This is a genomic window from Streptomyces sp. NPDC002076 (assembly GCF_053593835.1).
This window is the reverse complement of the sequence record NZ_JBSFDI010000002.1, coordinates 104,812-127,646: the sequence shown is the minus strand read 5'-3', so window position 1 is coordinate 127,646 and position 22,835 is coordinate 104,812. Positions and strand designations below refer to the sequence as shown.

The 22,835-nt window shown below is 74.0% G+C and carries 18 protein-coding genes and 2 pseudogenes; 11 read left to right on the top strand and 9 right to left on the bottom strand.

The features are described from left to right. Positions 1-19: 19 nt before the first annotated feature. Positions 20-835 carry an SAM-dependent methyltransferase gene (locus ACWCQS_RS04790; protein WP_450983713.1) on the bottom strand — a complete coding sequence of 272 codons (816 nt, stop codon included), beginning with the start codon at positions 833-835 and terminating at the stop codon, positions 20-22. A 62-nt stretch (positions 836-897) separates the two neighbouring features. After that, positions 898-1,773 carry a helix-turn-helix domain-containing protein gene (locus tag ACWCQS_RS04785; protein WP_451003119.1) on the bottom strand — a complete coding sequence of 292 codons (876 nt, stop codon included), beginning with the start codon at positions 1,771-1,773 and terminating at the stop codon, positions 898-900. A 606-nt stretch (positions 1,774-2,379) separates the two neighbouring features. Here ACWCQS_RS04785 and ACWCQS_RS04780 point away from each other — a divergent pair. The 3 genes from ACWCQS_RS04780 (at position 2,380) to ACWCQS_RS04770 (ending at position 4,845) form a co-directional block, all read left to right on the top strand. Further along, on the top strand, positions 2,380-3,000 hold the full coding sequence (locus ACWCQS_RS04780) for an ATP-binding protein (RefSeq protein ID WP_451003118.1): 621 nt from the start codon (positions 2,380-2,382) through the stop codon (positions 2,998-3,000). Positions 3,001-3,352: 352 nt separating this feature from the next. Next, complete coding sequence (locus ACWCQS_RS04775) at positions 3,353-4,006, top strand: GNAT family N-acetyltransferase (protein WP_451003117.1); 654 nt, start codon at positions 3,353-3,355, stop codon at positions 4,004-4,006. 41 nt (positions 4,007-4,047) lie between these two features. Further along, positions 4,048-4,845, top strand: coding sequence for an SAM-dependent methyltransferase (locus ACWCQS_RS04770; protein ID WP_451003116.1), 798 nt, complete (start codon positions 4,048-4,050; stop codon positions 4,843-4,845). 237 nt (positions 4,846-5,082) lie between these two features. Here ACWCQS_RS04770 and ACWCQS_RS04765 read toward each other — a convergent pair whose 3' ends face one another. The 3 genes from ACWCQS_RS04765 to ACWCQS_RS04755 form a co-directional block, all read right to left on the bottom strand. Next, positions 5,083-5,346, bottom strand: a complete 264-nt coding sequence (locus tag ACWCQS_RS04765) for a hypothetical protein (protein WP_451003115.1) — start codon at positions 5,344-5,346, stop codon at positions 5,083-5,085. Between the two features lie 37 nt (positions 5,347-5,383). Then, positions 5,384-7,558, bottom strand: a complete 2,175-nt coding sequence (locus ACWCQS_RS04760; RefSeq protein ID WP_451003114.1) for a hypothetical protein — start codon at positions 7,556-7,558, stop codon at positions 5,384-5,386. A 253-nt stretch (positions 7,559-7,811) separates the two neighbouring features. Next, the gene (locus tag ACWCQS_RS04755; protein WP_451003113.1) at positions 7,812-8,270 is read right to left on the bottom strand and encodes a flavodoxin family protein; all 459 of its coding nucleotides are present in this window, start codon (positions 8,268-8,270) and stop codon (positions 7,812-7,814) included. A 104-nt stretch (positions 8,271-8,374) separates the two neighbouring features. On the opposite strand from ACWCQS_RS04755, the gene ACWCQS_RS04750 reads away from it, so the two are divergent. Both ACWCQS_RS04750 and ACWCQS_RS04745 read left to right on the top strand, forming a co-directional pair. After that, positions 8,375-9,319, top strand: coding sequence for a GNAT family N-acetyltransferase (locus tag ACWCQS_RS04750; protein WP_451003112.1), 945 nt, complete (start codon positions 8,375-8,377; stop codon positions 9,317-9,319). Positions 9,320-9,441: 122 nt separating this feature from the next. Then, positions 9,442-10,140: a lipoprotein gene (locus tag ACWCQS_RS04745; protein WP_451003111.1), complete on the top strand. Its 699-nt coding sequence runs from the start codon at positions 9,442-9,444 to the stop codon at positions 10,138-10,140. Positions 10,141-10,187: 47 nt separating this feature from the next. Here the strand turns inward: ACWCQS_RS04745 and ACWCQS_RS04740 are convergent, their stop codons facing one another. Further along, positions 10,188-12,176: a DUF1996 domain-containing protein gene (locus ACWCQS_RS04740; protein WP_451003110.1), complete on the bottom strand. Its 1,989-nt coding sequence runs from the start codon at positions 12,174-12,176 to the stop codon at positions 10,188-10,190. A 1,595-nt stretch (positions 12,177-13,771) separates the two neighbouring features. Here ACWCQS_RS04740 and ACWCQS_RS04735 point away from each other — a divergent pair. Further along, positions 13,772-14,134, top strand: a pseudogene (locus ACWCQS_RS04735) (C40 family peptidase); the annotation flags it as partial. A 33-nt stretch (positions 14,135-14,167) separates the two neighbouring features. Here ACWCQS_RS04735 and ACWCQS_RS04730 read toward each other — a convergent pair. Beyond that, positions 14,168-14,323: pseudogene (locus ACWCQS_RS04730) on the bottom strand (NAD-dependent epimerase/dehydratase family protein); the annotation flags it as partial. Between the two features lie 269 nt (positions 14,324-14,592). Here ACWCQS_RS04730 and ACWCQS_RS04725 point away from each other — a divergent pair. Continuing rightward, a complete protein-coding gene (locus tag ACWCQS_RS04725) occupies positions 14,593-15,957 on the top strand; it encodes an FAD-dependent oxidoreductase (protein ID WP_451003109.1) in 1,365 nt (454 codons plus the stop codon). Between the two features lie 226 nt (positions 15,958-16,183). Here the strand turns inward: ACWCQS_RS04725 and ACWCQS_RS04720 are convergent, their stop codons facing one another. Both ACWCQS_RS04720 and ACWCQS_RS04715 read right to left on the bottom strand, forming a co-directional pair. After that, complete coding sequence (locus tag ACWCQS_RS04720) at positions 16,184-17,185, bottom strand: hypothetical protein (protein WP_451003108.1); 1,002 nt, start codon at positions 17,183-17,185, stop codon at positions 16,184-16,186. After that, positions 17,182-17,574, bottom strand: a complete 393-nt coding sequence (locus ACWCQS_RS04715; protein ID WP_451003507.1) for a PadR family transcriptional regulator — start codon at positions 17,572-17,574, stop codon at positions 17,182-17,184. The genes ACWCQS_RS04720 and ACWCQS_RS04715 overlap by 4 nt, the downstream gene beginning before the upstream one ends. A gap of 325 nt (positions 17,575-17,899) precedes the next feature. Here ACWCQS_RS04715 and ACWCQS_RS04710 point away from each other — a divergent pair, with 325 nt between their 5' ends. The 4 genes from ACWCQS_RS04710 (at position 17,900) to ACWCQS_RS04695 (ending at position 22,828) form a co-directional block, all read left to right on the top strand. Further along, entirely contained in the window at positions 17,900-19,069 is a 1,170-nt protein-coding gene (locus tag ACWCQS_RS04710; protein WP_451003107.1) for a hypothetical protein, read from the top strand. Between the two features lie 31 nt (positions 19,070-19,100). After that, entirely contained in the window at positions 19,101-19,388 is a 288-nt protein-coding gene (locus ACWCQS_RS04705; RefSeq protein WP_451003106.1) for a DUF1232 domain-containing protein, read from the top strand. 29 nt (positions 19,389-19,417) lie between these two features. Next, complete coding sequence (locus ACWCQS_RS04700; protein WP_451003105.1) at positions 19,418-20,146, top strand: 2-phosphosulfolactate phosphatase; 729 nt, start codon at positions 19,418-19,420, stop codon at positions 20,144-20,146. 171 nt (positions 20,147-20,317) lie between these two features. Beyond that, the gene (locus ACWCQS_RS04695) at positions 20,318-22,828 is read left to right on the top strand and encodes a SpoIIE family protein phosphatase (RefSeq protein WP_451003104.1); all 2,511 of its coding nucleotides are present in this window, start codon (positions 20,318-20,320) and stop codon (positions 22,826-22,828) included. The last annotated feature ends 7 nt before the right edge of the window (positions 22,829-22,835 follow it).

Here is a 22,835-nt window from a genome sequence, read left to right as displayed (position 1 = left end):
GGGGCCTGCGGTCGGCGTGTCAGGGCTTGCGGGCGACCGCGCCGTACATCGCGATGTCCTCGTCGCGGATGTTCCGCTCTCCGGTGCCGTCGGGGTGCCACTTGTGGACCTGGACGATGCCCGGCTCGACCAGTTGAAGGCCCTCGAAGAACTCATGGGCCTCATCGATCGTGCGCAGCCGCATCGGCATGTTGCGGGCCGCGTACTCACGGGCGACCCGGCCCACCTCCGCGGGGGCGAACTCGGCGGTGCCGATGGACATCGCCAGATGGCTGCCCGAGGGCAGCGGCTCCAGCAGCCGGCGTACGACACCGACCGCGTCGTCCGCGTCGAGCATGAAGTGGACGATGGCGATGACGGTGAGCGCGACGGGCTTGTCCAGGTCCAGGGTCTCGCGCAGCTCAGGGGCGTCCAGGATGGCCGCCGGGTCGCGGAAGTCCGCCTCGATGTACGAGGTACGGCCCTCGGGCGCGCTGGCCAGCAGGCCCTGCGAGAGGGTGAGGACGATCGGGTCGTTGTCGACGTAGACGACCCGGGACTCGGGCGCCACGGCCTGGGCGATCTCGTGCAGGTTGGGCGAGGTGGGGATGCCGGTGCCGATGTCCAGGAACTGGCGCATGCCCGCCTCCTCGGCGAGCCAGCGCACGGCGCGGTTCATCCAGTCGCGGTTGGCGCGCATGTGGACCGGGAGCGCGGGCCACTCCCGGGACATGGCGTCACCGGCCTCCTGGTCGGCGGGGTAGTAGTCCTTGCCGCCGAGGATGTAGTCGTAGATGCGGGCGGAGTGGGCGTTCTCGGTGTCGATGCGGTCGGCCGGCCATCCGTTGTCGGGCAACGCCGTGTCTCCATTCGGTCGAGGGGTCAGGTTCTCGCGTACGGGGGCGGTGCGGGCGTGCGTCACAACTCCCTGCGGATCGCGGCGAGCAGGGCCTCGGTCTTCCTCGCGGGCGCGGCCTGGGCGCCGAGCCGGTCCAGCGCCTCCCGGTACACCACGACGTCGTCGGCCTTGTCGAGGTAGACGGCCCCGACCAGGCCGTTGAGGTACACGATGTCGGGCAGTTCGCGGGCCCTGAACCGGAAGAGATGGTAGGCGCCCGCCCGCATCGCCGGGTGCGGTCCGTTGGCGAACGGCATGAGCTGCAGGGTCACATGGGGCAGCCGGTTGATCTCGACGAGGTGATCGATCTGCGCCCGCATCACCGCCGGTCCGCCGACCGGCCAGCGCAGCGCCGTCTCGTCCATCACCACCCACACCCGTGGCGGCGCCTCGCGGGCCAGCAACTCCTGGCGGCGCATGCGCAGCGCGACCCGGCGCTCGGTGGCCTCGGCGGAGGCGTGCGGACTGTCCGCGCCGATCAGGGCGCGGGCATAGTCCTCGGTCTGCAACAGGCCGTGGACGAACTGGTTCTCGTACGCGCGGATCTGCAACGCGGCCTGTTCCAGGCTGAGATAGGCGGCGAACCAGTCGGGCATCACATCGCGGTAGGTGTGCCACCAGCCGCGCTTGTTGGCCTCGCGCACGGACTTCAGGAAGGTGTCGATCTCGTCCCGGTCGGCGACGCCGTAGACCTGGAGCAGCTTCTCGGCGTCCGCGAGGCGCAGCCGGGCCACCTTGGCGGCCTCCATGCGGCGGATGGTGGAGTGGCTGACGCCGATGGCGGCGCCCGCCTCCGCGTAGCTGAGGCCGGCCCGGGTCCGCAGCTCTTCCAGTTGCCGGCCGAGGATCATGCGCAGGACGGAGGGGGCGCCGCCCCAGTCGGTCTCCGCGGTCATGCCCCACCCCCCTCACCAGGTCAAGGGACACCGTCGCACACGGTCGCTCTCCCGGGCCCATTCGATCACGTTCCGGCCGGAGCAGCATGCACTTCGCCACTTGCAAATTTCAACTTGCCGGTTGCGGACCGTTGTTGGGCGGTGCGAGAGTGGATTCACTGCTCCGGCCGACCGAAGGAGCAGGCGGCGCGGCCTGGTTGGGGGAGACCGGGGCCGCATCACGGCCTCGTGGGAGGCATGTCGTCCGCTGCGCACGGTCGGCCCGACAGCGCAACCCCCCACGCGAGGCCGGACGAAAGGCGCACGGCGATGGCTCCGCCCTCCCTCCCCCGACCGCTCCACCACCGACCCGAGAACCGGAGCCCCGCCCAGACACCCCTGCCTCCCGGCCCGTCCCGCCTGTCGGCGTTACCCCGCCAGAACGGTTCCGGGGACCGCCCGGACCTCACCGCTGACCGCCCACACCCGATGCCGAACGACGCGGGCGGGTCGGATGCGGACCAGCCACACCCATCGCTTGACAGCGCAAACCAGCCAACCCGAATACTGGACAGCACGGACCAGTCAGGCCCGGCGCCGGAGAGCGGGGAACGGCGGGGCGGGCGGGTGGACGCCGTCGAGGAACCGCTCCTGTGCGCGGACACGGCGGACGTCCCGGACCGGGCCACGGACGACGCCGGGGCGGGCCCACATCACGCCCCGGGACCCCTGAAGCACCCGGACCGGCCGCCGATCGCGGCCGGCGTCCTGAGACCACCCGGAGGCGGGCGCCTCGGTCGACTCCCTGGGCCCCTCGGCCCCGACCGGCTCGCCTCCGGGGACCCGCTCCCCCGCCGCGCCGCCGCCTTCGACCTGCCCGCGCAGCCGGCGGCCGTCGGCACGGCCCGGTGTGTCGTGCAGGACCTGCTGGCCGCCTGGGGCGTGCCCGACGGCCCCCGGGACGACGCGGTCCTGGTGACCTCGGAGCTGGTCACGAACGCCCTCGTGCACACGGCCGGCGAGCGGATCACCTGCCGGCTGCACGGTACGGCGGACCGGATACGGATCGAGGTCGAGGACCAGGACGGCGGCCCCACGCTGCCGACCGCGCTCCACCCCGGACCCGACGACCAGCACGGGCGCGGGCTCTTGCTGGTCGACACGCTGAGCCGGGACTGGGGCGTGACGCCGGTGTCCGGCCGGCCCGCCCGAGTCGTCTGGGCCGAGCTGCCGTCCGACCACGGCTGACGCCAGGCCCACCGCACCCCCACTCGACCACCCACGGACCATCCCCCACCAGTCCGAAGGATGCTCATGCACATCGCCACCCCCGCCCCGGCCCCGTCCGCCGACCCGTCCTGGACCCGCACCCGCCCCAAGCCCGGCTCCCCGGAACAGTCCGACTGACCCCGGTTCACCCCACCGCTCCCCCACCTCACCCTCCCGTCCCAAAACCACCCCCACCCACACGCCACCCACCCCCGGACCCCGGTACATTCGCCGCCGGTGCGGGTCGTCCGCATCCCTCGGGGCTCGGCGTCCGTACGCGTCCCGTGACGGTCGCTCGGACGCTGGGTCGGGGGTGTGCATGGTCTGGTCGGTGATCCGCCGGAGGCGGGCGGCCACGGCCGGGCTGCCCGTGCCCGGGCGGTGCGGGCCGGAGGCCGGCCGGCATGTCCTGGCCACCGAGCGGCTGTTGCTGTTCACGCCCCGGACCCGGCTGGACGTGGCCGCGGCACTCGCCGCCTGCGCCGATGCCGAGGCGCAGCGCTGGCTCGGCACCCAGGCGGACCTGGTCCTGCCCGATCCCGGCACCCGCAGGGCCCTGCTCGCCTGGCGGCCGGCCGGCGACGACGGCCGCCGGATGCCCCGGATGCTGGCCCAGCCGTACGCGCCCGGCCCGGACGATCCCCTGCTGCTCGTCTGTGTGCGCAGGTCGGACCTCGGCTATGCCGGCGCCCTCGAACTGGAGCACCGCACGGGCGAGATGGGCGGCTGGCTGGCGCCGGCCTGCCGTGGCCAGGGTCTGGGCGCGGAGCTGTTCCGCGCCGGCGCGGATCTCGCCCACAGACATGCCGGAATGAGCACGGTCCGGGCAGGTGCGGAGCCCGGGAACACGGCGAGCCGGCGGGCCCTGGCCCGGGCCGGCTTCGTACCGGACGAGGGGCCGCCCCGGCGCACCCTGCCCGACGGCCGTGTGGTCGAGGCCGTCTGGCACCGGCACGACAGCGCGGCGGCCTCCCGCTGCCGCTGACGACCACCTGTTCACCCCCCACCCCTTCACGGAGAGCCGACGTGACAGACACCGGATTCAGCCCGGATCGGATCGACACCGGCAAGCCGCATTCAGCGCGGATGTACGACTGGTTCCTGGACGGCAAGGACCACTACGTCGTGGACGCCGAGGCCGCGAGCAAGGTGCTGGAGCTCTTCCCGGGCGTCAAGGACACGGCCTGGGCCAACCGTGAGTTCATGCACCGGGCCGCCCGCTTCGTCGCCCGGCGGGGCGTGGACCAGTTCCTGGACGTGGGCACCGGGATACCCACCGAGCCGAATCTGCACCAGGTCGTCCAGGCGGTCACCCCGAGCGCCCGGGTGGTGTACGTCGACAACGACCCGATCGTGCTGCGGCACGCCGAAGCCCTGCTCCGGGGCAGGCCCGAGGGCCGTACCGCCTATCTGCACGCCGATGTCCGCGAGCCGGAGCGGATCGTGGAGTACGCCCGGGAGCATCTGGACCTCGGCCGGCCAGTGGGCCTCTCGCTGATCGCGCTGCTGCCGTTCGTCACCGACGAGCAGGATCCCCATGGTGTCGTCCGGACCCTGCTGGAGCCGCTGCCGTCCGGCAGCTTTCTGACGCTCTCCCACGTCAGCGCCGAGTTCGACCCGGCGGTCTGGGAGCGGATCACGGCCGTCTACCGCTCCGGTGGCACCCAGGTCCAGGCGCGCTCGCACGCCGAGGTGAGCCGGTTCTTCGAGGGCCTGGACCTGTGCGAGCCGGGTGTCGTGCCGGCCACACGCTGGCACCCCGAGCCGGGGATGCGGGTCCTTGGGGAGCAGCCGGTGTACGCCGGGGTGGCCCGCAAGCCCTGAGGCGGCGCAACACCGCCACGGCCGAGTCGATCCGCCGCGACGGCTCCGCGGAGGAGGCCGCCGTGCGCCTGTTCGTACGGCCGCTCGCCGAGCGTCCGAGCGGCGACACGTGGCGGGCCCGTGCCGCCTCGGCGCCGCGCCGAGCACTTCGTGTCGCTCGGCAGGAACGCGGCGGACTCCCGGGCGGCGGCATGCCGAGTCGGGGCCCGGACCATCCCCCGGCCCGTGCGGGACGGCTCAGTACCCGACTCCGGCATGGGTGGCCAACGCCTGGGCGGCGGTGCGCAGTTGCTCGGCCGCCGTGGTGCAGGCGGCGGCCTGCTGCTCCAGCGTGGGACGGCTCCAGTCGGGTGCCGCCGGGCAGCCGCTCAGGGTGGCCGCGGTGGCGAGCAGCCGACGGGCGTAGCCGTCCATGAGGTCGGCGTCGGCCCGCAGGGTGTCTGCGTGCGCGAGGAGTTCGTCGGCCGAGGCCGTGATCGCTCGGGGGGACTCGGTCACCATGGCGGCTCCCACGGGGCTTGGGTGAGGGCAGGGGGCTTCAGCGCGGCATGACGGCGCCGGCGCTGCGATGGAGCATGAACTGGGGGCAGCTCAGGACGAACCGGGGCCGGGCCCGGTCGATGCCGAGCCGGCGCAGCTGTCCGGCGAGGGGTTCGGCCGCCGCGGTGTCCAGCCGCAGCCGCACGCCGGTGCCGCGGTGCAGCCGCAGCCTGCCGTGTGCCCGGACCAGGGTGCGTACGGTGCTGTCCTTCCGTCGGCCGTAGAGGATCCAGTCGGCCTCCGGGCAGCGCATGCCCGGTCCGAGCCGGCCCTCGACGGTGAGCCCGAGGTCCCGGGACCGGACGTCGATCTGCCGGGCCGTCAGGTCGGCCTCGGCCGTCGTCCGCATCGCGGGCTGGCCCCAGATCTCCCGGGCGACCACGCGGGCCTCGTCGCTGGTGACGGCGAGGGAGAGGACGTGACGCCCGCTGCGGCGCAGGTCGGCGCGGCGCAGCAGATCCGCGGCGACGTCGAACGGGCGCGGCCGCCACAGATCGTCGACCAGGACGGACAGCGCGATCTCGGTGTACGGGCCGATCGTGGAGCAGCGGTGCTCGTAGAGCGACAGCATGGCGAGGGCCCGTCGGCCCAGCCGGCTCGGGGTCAGCCAGGTGGCGCCGGGCAGCAGTCCGCGCACCGCGTCGGCAAAGACGGGGAAGCAGAGATGGGCGGCGGCGGAGTCGTAGTAGCGCACCGGTACGTCGACGGGGCCGGCCGTCGTCGGGATCGAGGTGGTCGGCAGGGTGAGGAAGGGGTACCCCTCGGGCGGGTGGGCGCGGTCCTTGAGCAGGTAGGCCTGGGTGCGCACGATCGGGCCGCGGTACGGCGTGAGTGCCGCGTCGATGTCCTCGCGGGCCTCGGGGACCACCGTGCGCAGATGCTCGATGTACTCGCGGAGCATGTGGCACAGCGGGAACTCGTGGGTGGGCCCGGCGTAGTCGGCCTGGTACCAGTGCGGGTGCGGGTCGAACAGGGAGGCCGCGCTCCGGCCGTCCTGGACGGCCACGATGTCGTGCTGGTTGGTGACGACGCCGACCCAGGTGCGCGGGTCGGCGGGCTTCTCGTCGCCGACCGGGGAGCCGACGGCGACGACGTGCGTGACCCGGTAGATGCGGCAGAACTCCTCGTCCTGGGCGAGGTTCAGCAGCGCGCTCCCGCCCTCGCCGTGCCCGATCAGCGCGAGGTCGGCGCCGCGCGGGATGCCGTAGTCCGCCAGGGCGCGCAGGACCGAGCGGGTGTAGGGCGAGTCGGTCGTGAACAGGTTCCGCCGGGCACCGACGACGTCCTGCGGGGAGTGGTTGCGCGGGCGGCCCGGCGTCATGCCGGGCGCCTGGACGACATAGCGGACGACACCGTCGGGACCACGCACGTTCTGCACGAGGATCCGCCCGTCGCTGGACAGCACCTCGATGTTGCGGAGAAACCCGAGGAACGAGCCCTCGGTGGCGATGAACTGCTTCTCCTGGTCGGTGAGGTCGACGGCCTCGGCCGCCCCACGGTCCATGGAGGCGAGGTGCGAGGCGCTGATTCCGTGCAGCGGACGGCGCGGCGGATCGGCGGACGGCTGGCGCCCGGCCGCGAGCGCCCGGCCGGTCTCGTCGTGCTTCGGGTCCTCGTCGAGCAGAGCGCGGACGGCGAGCAGTTCTGCCATCAGTGGCGTTAGCCCGGACAGGGCACGCTGGGCGCCCCGGTCCCGGAACAGTGCGCGCAGGGCCCGTACGGCCTCCAGGTCGCGGTCGGCGGTGACGGCCTGCGTCAGCCGGCGCAGGCCCGGGTCGCGCTCCAGCTCGGGGTGGTCGACGAGCACGGCGGCGAGCCGCAGGCGCAGCGAGGTGACGGCGACCAGCGCGGCCAGGCTCTCCCGGCCCAGCACCGCACCGGCAGCGCCGAGCACCTGGCCCATGCCCTTCGGCGCGGTGATCGCCGAGCCGCCGAGGCCCTCCTTGTTCGTCAGGGCCCGCAGCAGCGCCCACTGGGCGGCGAGGCCGGTACGGGGACGGCGGCGCGCGGAGGTGGTCAGGGGCGGCGCGAACAGCGCGGTGCTGGTGCGCGCGGACACCGCGCGGATGCCCTCGGCGACGTCCACCAGGTCCCGTGCGCACCGGCGCAGCAGCTCGCTGGCGTCCCGGCCGTCCGGCACGGGCCGTCCGGGCGCGTGGCCGTCCGCTCGCATCCGACGCTCCCTCGTTCGACGACGTACGACGACACATGACAGGGTTCAGCCACGCCGGAGGCGCGACCCCGGTCCCATCGTCGGCCAGGGACACCGGGCCCGCACCTTCATCCGTCCAGGTAGCGGACGCCCGCCAGGCCCGGAGGAGGGCGGAGGGGCCATGTCCGGGCGCCGGCCCACGCCGGTCACCGCACCCGACCGTACGAAGATCACGCCGGAGACGCCCGCGGGACACCGGTTCCTCACCCGTTGCTCACGCCGTGGGCATCAACCCCGCCGCGACCGTGGCCCCCAGCTCCCAGCACGCCTCCGTGTCGGCCTTGCCGGGCTCGCCGGTGACCGTCACCGCGTCGGCCGCGCGGCGCCAGCCGAGGCCGGTGGTGATGGCCTCGATGGCACGGACGGCGCCGGTGACGTCGTTGCCGCCGTGCACGTAGTAGCCGAACGGCCGGCCCCGGGTCTCGTCCAGGCAGGGGTAGTAGATCTGGTCGAAGAAATGTTTCAGGGCGCCGGACATGTATCCGAGGTTCGCCGGTGTGCCGAGCAGACAGCCGTCGGCCTCCAGGACGTCGGAGGCGGTCGCGGACAGGGCGGCCCGGCGGACGACGCGGACGCCCTCGATCTCCGGTGTCGTGGCACCGGAGACGACGGCCTCGAACAGCGCCTGGCAGTTGGGCGACGGGGTGTGATGGACGATCAGCAAGGTAGGCACACCCCGCACCCTGCCGTGCCCCCGCGGCGCCTCGCAAACAGACGGGCGTGGCGGGCGGCGCGGCGGGGTAGAGCCTGTGCACGGGGAGGACGGGAGGGGCTGCCGTGACCGGAGCGGGTGCGCTGGAGGCCGATCTCCGCCCGGACCGGCTGCCGGCCGGCTATCGGTGGCGGCCGGCGACCACCGCCGATATCGGCGCGATCCACCGCCTGGTCGCCGCGTACGAACACGAGGTGTACGGCCGTGCCGTGACCGGCGCCGACCGCATCACCGCCGAGCTCACCCTGCCCGGTCTGCGGCCGGAGGGCGACACGGTGCTCGTGCACGACGGCACGGGCACGCCGGCCGGCTACGGCTGGGTGACGGGACGGCGGGCCAGGGTGCATGTGCATCCCGGTCACCGGGGCCGGGGTCTCGGCGGCGCGCTGCTGGCCTGGACCGAGGCCAGGGCCCGGTGCGCGGGTGGCGACCGGCTCGCGCAGACGGTCCCCGACGGCGATGGTGCCGCGACCGCTCTCCTGCGGGCCGCCGGGTACTCCCGGCTGGTCACCGAGTGGCTGCTGCAGATCGCGCTGCCGCATGAACCGGAGGTGCCCGATCCACCGGCGGGCATCACCGTACGGCCGTTCCGGCCCGGCGACGAACAGGCGGCGTACCAGCTCACCGAGGACGCGTTCGACGAGTGGCAGCCGCGCCGGAAGAGCTACCCGGAATGGGCGCGGCACACCGTCGAGCGCGCCACGTTCCTGCCCGCGGCGTCACCGCTCGCCTTCGCCGGCGGCCGGCTGGTCGGGGCCGTGCTGTCGCTGGACGTTCCGGGCCACGACGAGGGATACGTCGAGCGGGTCGCGGTACGGCGCGACCACCGCGACCGGGGCATCGCCCGCACGCTGCTGCGCGAGGCGTTCCGCACCTTCCACCGCCTCGGCAGGCCGGCCTGCACCCTGTGGACGCACTCCGGCACCGGTGCGCTCTCGCTGTACGAGCGCCTGGGTATGACGGTCCGGCACAGCACCACGGTCTACGGCAAGCCGCTCGTCACCGGCTGACCCCGGGACCGGCGGCCGGGGCCGGGGGGCCGGACCGAACTGCGGGGAAAACGTGTTCGATGCCGTCGGTGCCCTCGGTTACGGTTGCGCCCCTGAACAGGAGAACAGGAGGGGAGCGGGAAATGCAGGTCGGGGTGGGGTCCGTGCGGGGCGCGGTGGTCGTGGCGGTGGCGCTCGCGGCGGTGCTCGGCGGGTGCGCGAAGTCGGCGGACGGTGACGCGAAGGACACCTCGGGCGCGTCCCCGAACGCCAGAAGCGAAGGGACCGGGGGGACGGCGACGGCGAGCGGCGGTTCGATCGGCGCGGCCGGTTCGGACTGCGAACTGCCCGTGCGCTTCGACATCGCCAGGCACTGGAAGGCCAAGGCGGTCGACGCCGAGGCGGAGCTGTCGAAGGCGTCGAAGGGTTCCGGCGGCGAGGTGAGCGGGGCCCTCGCCGAGGCCTTCCTGCGCCAGGGGCCGGTCACCGCGGCCTGCGAGATCGACGCCAAGCCGGCGGGCCACATCGGCTTCCTGCGCGTGTGGACGGGCAAGGCGGGCAAGGCCGACGCGGGCGGCGTGCTGCGGGAGTTCGTCGCCGCGGAGGACAACGTCAGCAAGGAGAAGTACCACTCCTTCCGGACCGGCCGCGGCCTGAGGGGCGTGGAGGTGGAGTACCTCTACACCAGCAAGCTCCTGGACGAGACGAAGAACGAGACCGCGCTCGCGGTCAGCACGCCCGACGGCCCGGTCGTCCTGCACCTCGGCGGGATGGACACCGAGGAGCACGAAGCGATGCGGCCCGCCTACGAACTCGCCAAGCAGACACTTGAGTTGACCTGAGCGCCCTGCGCGGACAGGGCGCTCAGGCCCTCCATCCCGGCATCCCCTCAGTAACGGAGACGCCGGGCCCTGAGCAGCATGATCAGGCCGGACAGCGCGAGCAGGGTGCCGAGTGCGGCGGGCCACAGGTGGGCGCCGGTCTCCGCGAGTGCCCCCTGCGTGCCCTGGGGTTGGGGCTGTGCGGGGGTGGGCGGAACGTATCCGGCGGCCGTGGCCTGGGCGGCGGGCGCGGACTGAGCGGGAACGGACCGAGTGGGCGCGGGCCGGCTGAGCGAGGGCGCGGGCGTGGGCCGTGCCGGCTCGGTGGAGCTGTCCGCCTTGGCCGTACGGTGCTGCCCGGCACCGCGGGCCGGCGCGGTCGTGCGGGCCGGCGCGGTCGTGCGGGCCGATGCGGTCGTGCGGGCCGGTGCGGTGGTGCGGGCCGGTGCGGTGGTGCGGCCGGGTGTGGTCGTCGCGTCGGTCCTCGGTTCCTCGCTGGGCTGTGCGGCCGAGGGCGCCGGCGCGGCGGAGGCGGTGGAGGTGGCGGTGGCGCCGGGCTGTTGCGTCGTACCGCCGCCCGGGGCGGCCGTGGTACCGGAGCCGGAACTCGCCGTGGGCGACGCCGTCGTACCAGAGCCGTCGCCGCCGGGGCCGCAGGTGCGACCGGAGTTGATGCAGTCGACCATCTGGCGCATCAGGTCCTCGTCGAAGACGTTGATGAAGTCGCCGTGGTCGGTGACGGGCTTGTGCAGCTGCTCGGGGAAGGAGTCGACCGCGAAGAGGGGGACCGTACGGCCGCCGTCCTGGAGGCTGGGTGCCTTGACGTCGTAGACGATCCGCTCCACCAGCTGCGGGATGGCGCGGAAGCCGGCCGGGCAGGAGCCGTCGGGGGCGGTGAAGGCCACGTGGGTGCGGTGGTTGGCGCTGTCGATGTTGCGGCCGTCCCAGCAGCTCTGGAACCGGAAGCTGCGCACCACGTCGCTGCCCGGCGGGCACAGCGGGTACTTGTCCTTCAGCTGCCGGTCCTCGTAACCGGTGCAGCTCCAGGACGCGTTGGCGTTGCCGGGGCCGTTGACGAAGGCCTTGGCGTCGCCGGTGATGATGCGCAGCAGGCGGGGCATGGCGGTGACCTTGCCGAGCGGGTTGCCGGTGAAGGTCAGCGTGACCTGCTTGGGCGTGACGATCTGGCCCGCGTTGCCCTCCGTTCCGCCGCCCGGGGATCCGGCGTCCCGCTCCTGTGTGCCGTTCTGCAGGCGCAGCACCGGCCAGTAGTACGAGGACTTGTCGCCCTGGTCGACACAGCTCGTCCCGGCCTTCGCGAGGTCGTCGTCGCTCGCGAAGGCGTTGTTGCCCTGGTTGCCGACGTAGTCGTGGAAGTGGTGGGCGCCGTTGGAGACGCCGGGGGCGACGATGACGTTGTCGGAGTTGAACAGACCGTTCGCGTTGACCCCGCAGTCGGAGGTGAAGCTGCCGCGCGAGGCGTCGGCCTGCTGCGGCGGGTTCGACGCGGCGGGCGGTACGGAGGTGATGTCCGCGTAGTCGGAGACGACGGGTCCGTTGCCGCCCTGGCCGGCGCCGCTCGGCTGGGCACCCGAGGTCGGGGTGGCGGAGGACTGGGCGCCGCCACCCGCGCCGTCGCCGCCGGGGCGCAAGGTGCAGGCGGCCAGGGTGTCCAGGCCCTGCGGGCGCTCTCCCGCCCGGTCGATGGCGTCGGTGATCCGGCCGATCGCCGCGGCCCGCTTCTCCTTCAACGGGCTCATGATCGTGTCGTCGACCGAGCCGGAGCCCTGTCCGCCGGCCTGTCCCGACTGCTGGAGCTGCCGGTAGGCATCGGCCGTCTGCCGGTCCAGCAGGGCGAGTTCGCGGTCCACATCGGACCGGGCGGCGTCCGGTACGGCGGTCAGCCGGCTGCCGACGTCGGGGCAGTCGATCGTGGTCATGCCCGCGGACAGGACGCGTCCGGTTCCGTTCGTGCCGGAACCGTCGCCCCAGCCCTCGGTCGCCGAGGCGTAGACGTTGGCCGCCACGAGGCCGCCTCCGCCCAGCATGAGAGCCATCGCTGCGAAGGTCGCGCGTCGTGCGCCGGTCGGGCGTCTGCGCCTGTTGCGTGCCAAGGTCGTCCCCTGTGTGGTGTGTGCGCCGGTCGGGCATGGAGCTCCCCGGCTTCATACGGAGGGCGGCCCAGATGTGTTCAAGAGAATCGCGGATTCACCGGCACCTCACAGGAAAACGCGGAACTCGCCCCTTCCCTTTCGAACACCATCACGAACATCACAAATACGTATCGGACATTTCACGCGTCAACCTTCACACGAGGTACACACGTTGGCTAGGTTGACGCGAGGCCGCCCGGTCCTCGACGGACCGGACGCATCGGCCCAACTGCCCTACGGGGCAAGGAAGGAGCGTGTCTTCCATGGCGCCGGAGAGCCGCGACGAGGTTGCGCAGGACGAGGTCCGGCAGCGGATCGACTCCCTCTACGACCGGGCCGAGAACGAGACCGGGAACTACAACGCGACCCGGGCCATGGCCTCGGTGACGCGCTCCCGGGGCGTCCCGCTGGCCAAGCGCTCGGGGCGGCGATCGGATCCCGCTCTCGACGAGATCGCCCGGCAGTGGTTCGACGGGGCACGCGCCAAGCTCGGCCCGTCCGTCCCCGCAGTGCTGCCCGCCGACCGGCAGCCCGACCGCCCGGCAGCGGCTGCGGGCCGCTCCCGGGGCCGGACGGGCGGTGCATCGGACGCCCTGGGCATGGGCGTGTCCACGCGACGACCCGAGGCCCTGGAGCGCGCCACGGACCGCGTGGTGGCCGAGCTGGCGGCCGGCCGGGCGACGGATCCCGAGAGTCTCGCCCTGGCGGCACGCGAGAGCGCACGCGTCGCCCTGAACGGATCTCAGCGGCTTGAACTGCCTGCCGGCCAGCCCGAGTTGCCCTCTCCCGGCGGAACGGGTACGCCCGGCGCGAGCGCCGCGTACCTGGCGCTGCCCGGCGCGGCAGCTCCGGCGGGGCCCGATACGCGCGGTGTACCGGCCGGCCTCGATCGGGTGGACCCGGCCGGCCTCGGACAAGGGGAACCCACCGGTCTCGGTTTGACGTATCCGGCCGGCCTCGGTCCGGCGCCGACGGCCGACGCCGGACCCGTCGAGACCGCCGTCCTTCCGGTGGCCGGGCCGTCCGCCGCGCAGGGCACCCCCGTCCAGGAACCCGGGACACTGCCCGGTCCTGCCGCGCCGGGCCGCCCCTCCCCCGCCACGTCCAAGGCGAACAACCAGCGCAAGCTGGCCGCGGCGAGCGACGTGATCACCCGGTACACCGCGCGGCTCACCACAGCCGCCGCGACCGCCCAGGCGGCGCCGATGACGGCCACACCACCCATGCCTGTTGCGGCCACATCCCCTATGCCGACGACGGCCGCACCGTCGGCCCCCGTCACCGCGGCAGCCACCACGCCCGTCACACCCCAACCACCCACACCACCCGCGCAGACCACCTCCCCCACCCCCGCCACCAACCCATGGCAGCAACCGGAATGGGCGGCGCCCATCGCGCCCGGTGCGGCGGTGACCGCGATGCCGGGCGTGGAGGCCTCGCCCGCCGCCCCGGCCTACGGGACCGGCGCCGATTCCCTCGCCGTGCTCCCCGAGTCGCCCCGGGCCGTGCGGGCCGCCAAGGCCATCGCGTTCGCCCGGGCGCAGATCGGCAAGCCTTGCGTGTGGGGTGCGACCGGGCCGGACTCGTACGACTGCTCCAGCCTCACCCAGGCCGCCTGGAAGGCCGCCGGGGTTCAGTTGCCGCGGGCCGCGTACGAGCAGGCGCTCGCCGGTGCGCCGGTCACGCTCGCCGCGATCGAGCCCGGCGATCTGGTCCTCTTCTTCCACGACGACCGGCACGTGGGACTCCATGTCGGCGGCGGCATGATGGTGCACGCGCCGGGCCCGGGCTCGTCCATACGCGAGGAGTCGATCTACGGCGCCGGAGAGTCGGCGATCCACCGGATCGTGCGGCCCGCCTGAGCGGTCCGCCGACCGGGGCGACCGGTACCGGAATCAGCCGCGGCGCCGGCGTGCGCGCCGGCTCTCGTAGTGGTCGAGCAGGGTGTCCTCCAACGGGCGGTAGGTCAGGCCCAGTTCCTGGATGCTGCGACTGTTGTCGACGCGGAAGCGGATGCCGAGGTGCCTGCGGATGTAGTCCTGGGTGAGACCGCAGATGGCTGCCGACGAAGCCACTGCCGCCCGTCACCGCTACGCTCATTGCCGCATGTCCGCCCACGCCCGCCCTCCCCTTCCCGCCGTCCGAGGACAGGGTCCGGTACCGGCCGCTCCAGGGGAACACCCCGGGCCATAAGACACCGCTAGGTAAGTCATAAGATCCACTTATGGGGTCATAGGCGGGACCCGCGTACCAACTTAGGCCTGCCTTAGCTTAGGCTTCCTGATCAAGTCGCCCATTCAGACGCGAAGGGAACCTGATCATGCCGCGCCCCCTGCGGGTAGCCATCGTCGGAGCCGGCCCCGCCGGGATCTACGCCGCCGACGCCCTGCTCAAGTCCGAGGTGGCCGCCGACCCCGGTGTGTCCATCGACCTCTTCGAGCGGATGCCCGCCCCGTTCGGCCTGATCCGGTACGGCGTCGCCCCCGACCACCCGCGTATCAAGGGCATCGTCACCGCCCTGCACCAGGTGCTGGACAAGCCGCAGATCCGGCTGTTCGGCAACGTCGACTACCCGACCGACATCAGCCTGGACGACCTGCGCGCCTTCTACGACGCGGTGATCTTCTCCACCGGCGCGATGGCCGACCGCGAGCTGTCCATACCCGGCATCGAGCTGGACGGCTCCTACGGCGCCGCCGACTTCGTCTCCTGGTACGACGGCCACCCGGACGTCCCGCGCACCTGGCCGCTGGAGGCCGAGAAGGTCGCCGTCCTCGGTGTCGGCAACGTCGCCCTCGACGTCGCCCGCATCCTCGCCAAGACCGCCGACGAGCTGCTGCCGACCGAGATCCCGCCGAACGTCTACGACGGTCTGAAGGCCAACAGGGCCGTGGAGATCCATGTCTTCGGCCGGCGCGGCCCCGCCCAGGCGAAGTTCAGCCCGATGGAGCTGCGCGAGCTGGACCACTCGCCGAACATCGAGGTCATCGTCGATCCCGAGGACATCGACTACGACGAGGGCTCGATCGAGACCCGGCGCGGCAACAAGCAGGCCGACATGGTGGCCAAGACCCTGGAGAACTGGGCGATCCGGGACGTCGGCGACCGCCCGCACAAGGTGTTCCTGCACTTCTTCGAGTCCCCCGCGGAGATCCTCGGCGAGGACGGCAGGGTCGTCGGCCTGCGCACCGAGCGCACCGCCCTCGACGGCACCGGAAACGTCAAGGGCACCGGCGAGTTCAAGGACTGGGACGTCACGGCGGTCTACCGCGCGGTCGGCTACCTCTCCGAGAAGCTGCCCAAGCTGCCCTGGGACCTCGACTCTGGCACCGTCCCGGACGAGGGCGGCCGGGTCGTCGAGGAGGGCGGCGCCCACCTCCAGTCCACCTACGTCACCGGCTGGATCCGGCGCGGTCCCATCGGCCTGATCGGCCACACCAAGGGCGACGCCAACGAGACCGTCGCCAACCTGCTGGACGACTACGCGGGCGGCCGGCTGCACACCCCGGCCTCGCCCGACCCGGAGGCGGTCGACGCCTTCCTCGCCGAGCGCGAGGTCCGCTTCACCACCTGGGAGGGCTGGTACAAGCTGGACGCCGCCGAGCGCGCCCTGGGCGAGCCACAGGGCCGCGAGCGGGTGAAGATCGTCGAGCGCGAGGACATGCTCCGTGAGAGCGGGGCGTAGGTCCTAGACTCCGCACGACACGGCGAGGGGCCGGCGCCGATGCGCCGGCCCCTCGCCGTGTCGTGCATGGACCCGGTACGTCCGGCGCGGGCCCGCCCGCCCGTGTCGACGGCGCGCTCGGCCTCGGGTTCCGCCTGTGCCTGCCGGTGGCGAAAACCCCGGTGGCTCGGGCCGGTTGCATGCCACCGCTGGGCGCCCGTGGCGGGCCGCCGACGCCCCGTGCGGCTCAGCGTGCCGCGAGTTCGCGGCGGCCCGCCACCGTCAGGAGCACGGTCAGCAGGGCGAGCGCGGCCGTCTGGGCGAGGCCGCCGCCGGTGTACGCGGCGGCCCCGGGCAGCCGGAGCCAGGGATAGACGGCGGCGACACGCGCGGCCAGCAGGAGCAGACCGAGCGCGGCGAGCGCGAGGGCACCGCCGGGCGCGACGCTCGCCGCGCGGCGCGCGCTCCACAGCAGCCGGCCGAGGGCGGCGACGACGAAGCAGTTGGCGGGCCCCCACACCAGGTCGTCGGCGACGGGCATGAGCACCAGGGACGCGCCCGTCACCACGCACGCCGCCATGAAGACCAGACCGGGGGTGCCGACGGGCAGCCGGGCCGGGGGTGCGTCGCGGTGGTGGGCGGCGCACAGCGCCAGGGCGGGCAGCCAGGCGAGCAGCGCCAGCGTCACGACGAACGCCGGCTCCGTGATGACCGTCGCCCCCGTCAGCGAGCGGAACAGCGGCCACAGGCTGGGCACCGCGGCCACCAGTGCGCCGATCCGCGCGAGGCGACGACGGTCGTACAGGAGGGCGAAGTAGGCGACCGTCCAGCCGAGCGGCAGGATCCACTGGGCGACGGCGACCGTCGCGGCGAGAAGTCCGTGATCGGTGAAGTCCGCCAGGAACAGCCGCCGTTCCGCGCCACCCCGGGTGAACGACCAGGTCAGCCGGAGGATCGGTGCGACGGCCGCGGAGGCCGCCAGGAGCAGGACGGCTGCCAGCGCGAAGAGCCGTGCGCCCGATCCGAGCAGGACGTAGCGCCGGGGTGCCCCGGCGGCGCCGAGGCGGCTGCGCACCGCCAGGGCGGCGATGCTCGCCACCTCGCCGAGCGTGGGCCGGCTCTGGTCCTGGGTGTCGCGGTCGAGGTCCTCCAGATACGTCTCGACCATCTCCTCCTCCCGTTCCCGCCGGTAGTAGGCGGGGAGCAGACGCAGGACGGTGCGGTAGCGGGCCTCCAGCAGCGTGGTCATGCGTAGCCTCCCGCCAGTCCGGGTGCGGTGGGGGGTTCGAGCCCGGCCGGGCCCACGGCGGGGCGGGCGGGGGCGCCGGCGCGGCGGCCCTCGGCGATGCGCCGCTTGGCCGCCCCGGCGCCTGCGGCCATCCGCTCGGCCTCCGCGTCCAGGGCGGCCACTCCGTCGTCGGTGAGCCGGTAGTAGCGCCGCAGCCGGCCCTGCCGGACCTCTTCCCGGTCCAGCGCGATCAGGCCGTCCGCGGTCAGCCGGTCCAGCACTCCGTAGAGCGTGCCGACCCGCAACTGCACCTCTCCGGCGGAGAGTTCCTCCACCTCGCGCAGGATTCCGTAGCCGTGGCGGGGCTGGTCCGCGAGCGCCGTGAGGACGAAGAACGCCGCCCGGGTCATGCTCTTCGCTGTCATGCGGCCAGGATATATCGATTGTCGATATATATCGAGCAATGCAGGTGATCGCTGAGAGAACGGGGTCCGCCCCAGGGCGGATGGGCGGGCGGACCCCGTTCGCGACCATTGTGGGAGCCGTACGAGGGCGCGACCACGTGTGAACGACGGCCGCCCGACGCGTGTCCCGCACGCCCCGGGTGCGGGGCGCGCGTCCCGTGCGCGGGGCGCCCGTCCGCCGCGACGCGCCGCCTCGGGGCCCCGGACGACGTGGCGCGCCGCCGAGCGGTGATACTGGAAGGCGCACCCGCCCCCATCAGCAGATTGGCTCATGTCGAACTCCACCGCCGACCGCGCCGCCGTCCCGCAGACCCTCTGGGCGGCCCGCGGCCGCCACACCGGTCCCGTCCCCGAGGAGGTCGTCCGCCGCACCCTGCGCCGGCACAAGGAGAGCGGCGACATCGACGACTTCGCCGAGCCCCTCGTGCCCGGTGACGCGGCCCGGCGCGTGTTCGAGGCGCGCTGGCGGGTCGCCGGCACGGTGACCGTGCGGGCCCGGCTCACCCTGGTGCCGCAGGAGGAGCGGCGGCCGGGGCAGGAGTGGCGGCTCGTCGCGGAGGCGGAGCGCCCGTGGGACGAGACATGGCCCTCGCCGGCGACGCTGTTCTGGCCGGAGGGCGCGGCGGGCGAGGACGGCTCCTGGGACCACCACGCCACGGTGCCCGGAGTGCGCCTGCGGCAGGTCAACGCGCTGCCCGCGGACGACAAGGAGATGCGGCGCAGGCTGCGCGACGCGGCGGGCGAGGCATGGTGCCTCAACGTCGTCGTGCACGAGGCGATGACCCCGGACGAGCAGGGCAGGCTGCCGCTGACCCGGCTGCTGCCGCCGGGGCTCAGGCACCGGGTGGTGGAGCACCGGGCCGCGCCGCACCAGTTCCGTGCCGTCAACTGGGCGCTGAAGGACCTCGGCGTCCAGGTGCCGCGCGGCGGCGCGGTGCTGCTGCCCCCGGATCCGGCACCGGAGGGCTACGACAGCCGCGAGCACACCGTCCGCAGCGTCTTCCTGGATGGTTCCGAGCCCGCCGAACTCCTCGCGGCCCTGCGGCACTTCGCCGCCCTGCCGCGGCCGCTGCCGCGGGCGGTCGAGGAGGCGCTGACCGACCTGCGGGACAACTGGACCCTGATGACCCTGCAGGAGGAGCTGGAGCGTGAACGGCGGCAGGTCGCCCGGTACGCCGAGGCCCTGGAGGCGATGACCAAGTCCCGTGACCTGTACAAGGAGGCCGCCGAGCAGGCCCTGGAGGCCCTCGCCGCCTACCGTGACGTCCCCGCGCCCGCCCTTCCGCAACAGCAGTCCGCGTCCCGGGCGCCCGGTGCGCTGCAGCAGCTGACCCGAACGTTCGAGCGGCTGGGGTTCACGGCCAAGGGCCGGCGACAGTCGCCGCCCGCGGCGGAGAGCGGCAGCACGGAGCCGGCCGACGGCACGGACCGGTCGTCGTAGCCGTCCGGTCGGACCCCCGGAGGGAGGCCGCATGGATTCCACCATGATCCTGCTGGTGATCGGCGCCGTCGTCGCGGCGGTGCTGCTCGCGGTCGCCCTCGGCCTGCTGGTCCGGCTGGTGCGCGCCCGGCGCGCGCTGCGGCGGGCCGGGCTGCCGACGGGCCCGCGCTGGGTGTTCTGGGGTGCGGTCGCCTATCTGCTGCTCCCCACCGACCTGCTGCCCGACCCCGTCTACCTGGACGACATCGCCGTCCTGCTGCTCGCACTGCGCAGCCTGCGCGCCGCCCGGCCGCTGCCGCCGGGTCCGGCCGAGTCCTGAACGGCCGCCGCAGGCCTGATCATGGGGTGATGCAGACCGAGTTCACCGGTATACCCGGTACGACGAAGGCCCCCGACGTGGCCGTGGTCGTCGATGTCATGCGGGCGTTCACCGTGGCCGCCTGGGCGTTCCGCCGCGGTGCCGAGCGGATCGCCTTCGCCGCTACGCAGCAGGAGGCCCTGGAGCTGAAGTCCCGTCACCCTGGCTGGCTCGCGTTCCAAGACGGCGGGCCGGTGCCGGGGTTCGACCTGGCCAACTCGCCCGCGCGGCTGCGTTCGCTGGACGTCCGGGGCCGTACCGTCGTGCAGAAGACCACCGCCGGGACGGCCGGGGCGCTCGCCGTGGCCGACGCCGGGCTGCTGCTGTGCGCGAGCTTCGTGGTGGCCGGCGCGACCGCCGAGGTGCTGCGCCGGGCCCGGCCGAAGAGGGTGACCTTCGTCGTCACCGGGGACGGCAGCCGGGCCGAGGAGGATCTCGCCTGCGCCGAGTACATCGCGGACCGCGTCCGGGCGGCCGACGCGGACCCCGCCCCCTACCTCGAACGGGCCCGGCGCTCCGACGCGGCCGCCCGGCTCGCCGAAGGGGTGCGGCGGGGCTGGACCGGCGTCCATCCCGAGGACGTGGCGATGTGCCTGGAGGCGGACGCCTTCCCTTTCGCCATGGCGGCCGCCCGGCTGGACGGTCATCTGGTACTGCGTCCGGTGGACACCGGGAACACGGAGCTGGACCGTGCGGGACCGGCACGACCGGCCGACTGACAGCCGCGACGGGCCCGGTCGGGTGACCGCACGGCGGCACACCTCGCCTGTCCCCGCCCCTTCCCCCGGCTCTCTCCCTGTTTCCCGCTCCCACCAGGTGCGTCGCACGGTCCTCCAGGCGCATTCTTGCTGTGTCATCCACCCGAAGGCGCACGGGACGAGGCAGGGGCGATGACTGGGAGCGGTGGCGAGCAGGCGGTCCGTACGCGGGCCCGGCTGGCCGCGCTGCTGGCCGACACCTCGACCGGTGCGCTCGGTGCGGCCGGCGGCCGGGTGGCGGCCGTGTATCTGCGCTCCGGCACCCCGGGCCTGCTGCGCCTCGCGGCCCTCGCGGGGCTGCCCGGTCCGCTGTTCCGGCCCTGGTGGCGACTGCACGTGCACCGCCCCTTCCCCGTCGCCGACGCCTACCGCCTCGGCGTGCCCGTGGTGCTGGCGAACGCCGCCGAGACGGTGCGCCGGTATCCGCAGTTCGCGGCAGGCCTGCCCTTCCCGTTCGGATCGGTGCATGTGCCGGTGCCGGGCGGGAGCGAGCCGCTCGGGGTACTCATGGTGCTGGGCCCGGCGGTGACGGACACCGCGGACGAGTTGCTGGACCGGGAGCTGCTCGACAGGCTCGCCGAAGGCCTGGGCGCCGAGCTGCTCGGGCTCGCCGACGGCGACCCGGGCGCGGTGGTCTGGGACCGTGAGCCGCTGTGCGTCCGGCCGCCCGCGAGCCGGCCGGCTCAGGCCGTCGTGGCGCGGTTCGGCTGGGATCCCGTGACCTCGGCGGTGCGCGCGGACGACCGGCTGCACGCCCTTCTCGGGCTGTCCCCCGGCGACTTCGAGGGGACGGACACCGCGCTCGCGCACGCACTGGCCCCGCACGACGCGCACCTGGTCCTGGCCGCGCTGCGCGACACCGCGGCCGGGAAGCCGCCCGCCGTGCCGCTGTACCTGCGGGCGCTGGACGGCACGCCCCGGCTGCTGGACCTGTGGCCGGCCACCGAGGGCGGGGCCGGGGAGCAGGTCGACGGGGTGGTGGTCGCCCCGGGACGCGCCGAGTCCGCGGACGGCGCGGCCGACCTGCTGCCGCAGGGCGTGTTCTGCCTGGACCGGCTGGGGCTGATCGTGTACGTCAACGAGGCCGCGGCCCGGCTCGCCGGCCGGGACCGGGAGTGGCTGCTCGGGCGCTCGCTGTGGGAGGCGATGCCGTGGCTGGCCGGTGCGCCGTACGACGACCATCTGCGCGGCGCGCTGCTGTCCCCGGGCCCGGTGCACTTCCATGTGCGCCGGCCGAGCGGGGAACGCGGCGAGCCCGGTGCGGACGACTGGCTCGCCGTGTCGGTGCACTGCAGCGAGGACCTGCTGAGCTGCACGCTCGTCCCGGCCAGCCGGATGGACCCACCGGCCGGGCCGGCCGTCGAGGAGCACGTCCTGGAGGACACCGTGACGGTCGGCGGCTCGCTGGCGCCGCTGTACCGGCCGATCGCCCTGGCCATCGCGCTGACGGACGCGGTGACCGCCCGGCAGGTGTCGGCGGTGGTGGTGCGGGAGCTGCTGCCCGCGTTCGGCGGCGGGTGCCTCGCCATCTATCTGCTGCAGGAACGGCATTTCTATCTCGCCTGGGAGACGGGCTTCCCGCAGGGGTTCCTCGATCCGTTCGAGGGGATCGGCCTCGACGCGCGGCTGCCGGGCGTGGAGTGCCTGACCACGGGCCGGCCGCTGTTCTTCGAGTCGATGCAGCAGATGGCGGCCGCCTACCCGGGCATCCCGCTGGACGCGGACGAGGGTGCCCGGGCCTTCCTGCCGCTGATCGCCTCCGGCCGGCCGGTCGGCTCGTGCATCCTCGGCTTCGACCGCTCGCGCGGCTTCAGCGCCGAGGAGCGCACCGTCCTCACCGCGCTCGCCGGACTGATCGCGCACGCCATGGAGCGGGCCCAGCGCTACGACAGCGAGGCGGCCCTCGCCCGCGGCCTGCAACAGGCGCTGCTGCCCCGCCGGCTTTCGGCGCATCCGCAGGTGGAGACCGCGGGCCGGTATCTGCCGGGCACGCAGGGCATGGACGTGGGCGGTGACTGGTACGACGTGGTCGAGGCGGGTGACGGGCTCGCGCTGGTGATCGGTGATGTGCAGGGGCACGGGGTACAGGCGGCGGCCACCATGGGCCAGCTGCGCAGTGCCGTACGGGCGTTCGCGCTGGGCGACCGGCCGCCCGACGAAGTGCTCAGCGGTACCAACCATCTGCTGATCGACCTCGATCCCGGCCAGTTCGCGAGCTGCTGCTATCTGCGGCTGGACCCCGCCACCGGCCGTGCCCGGATCGCCCGGGCGGGACATCCGCCGCCGCTGCTGCGCTCCCCCGACGGGCGGACCCGCCTGCTGGACGTCCCCGGCGATGTCGTCCTCGGGGTGGACCCGCAGGCCCGGTACCCGGTGGCCGAACTGCTGCTGGAGCCGGACGCGATCCTCGCGCTGTACACGGACGGGCTGGTGGAGCGGCCGGGCGCGGACATCGACGACGGCATCGAGGCGCTGCGGCTGGCGCTCGCCAGGACCGGGGCCGCCGCCGGGCGCCGGGGCGGGCGGTCCCTTGCCGGGGTCGCCGACCGGCTCACGGCCGCCGCCCGGCACGCCACCGACCGGCCCGACGACGTCGCGCTGCTGCTCGCCGCCCGCCGTTCGGGCCCCGTACGCCTCCGGTGAGCGGACC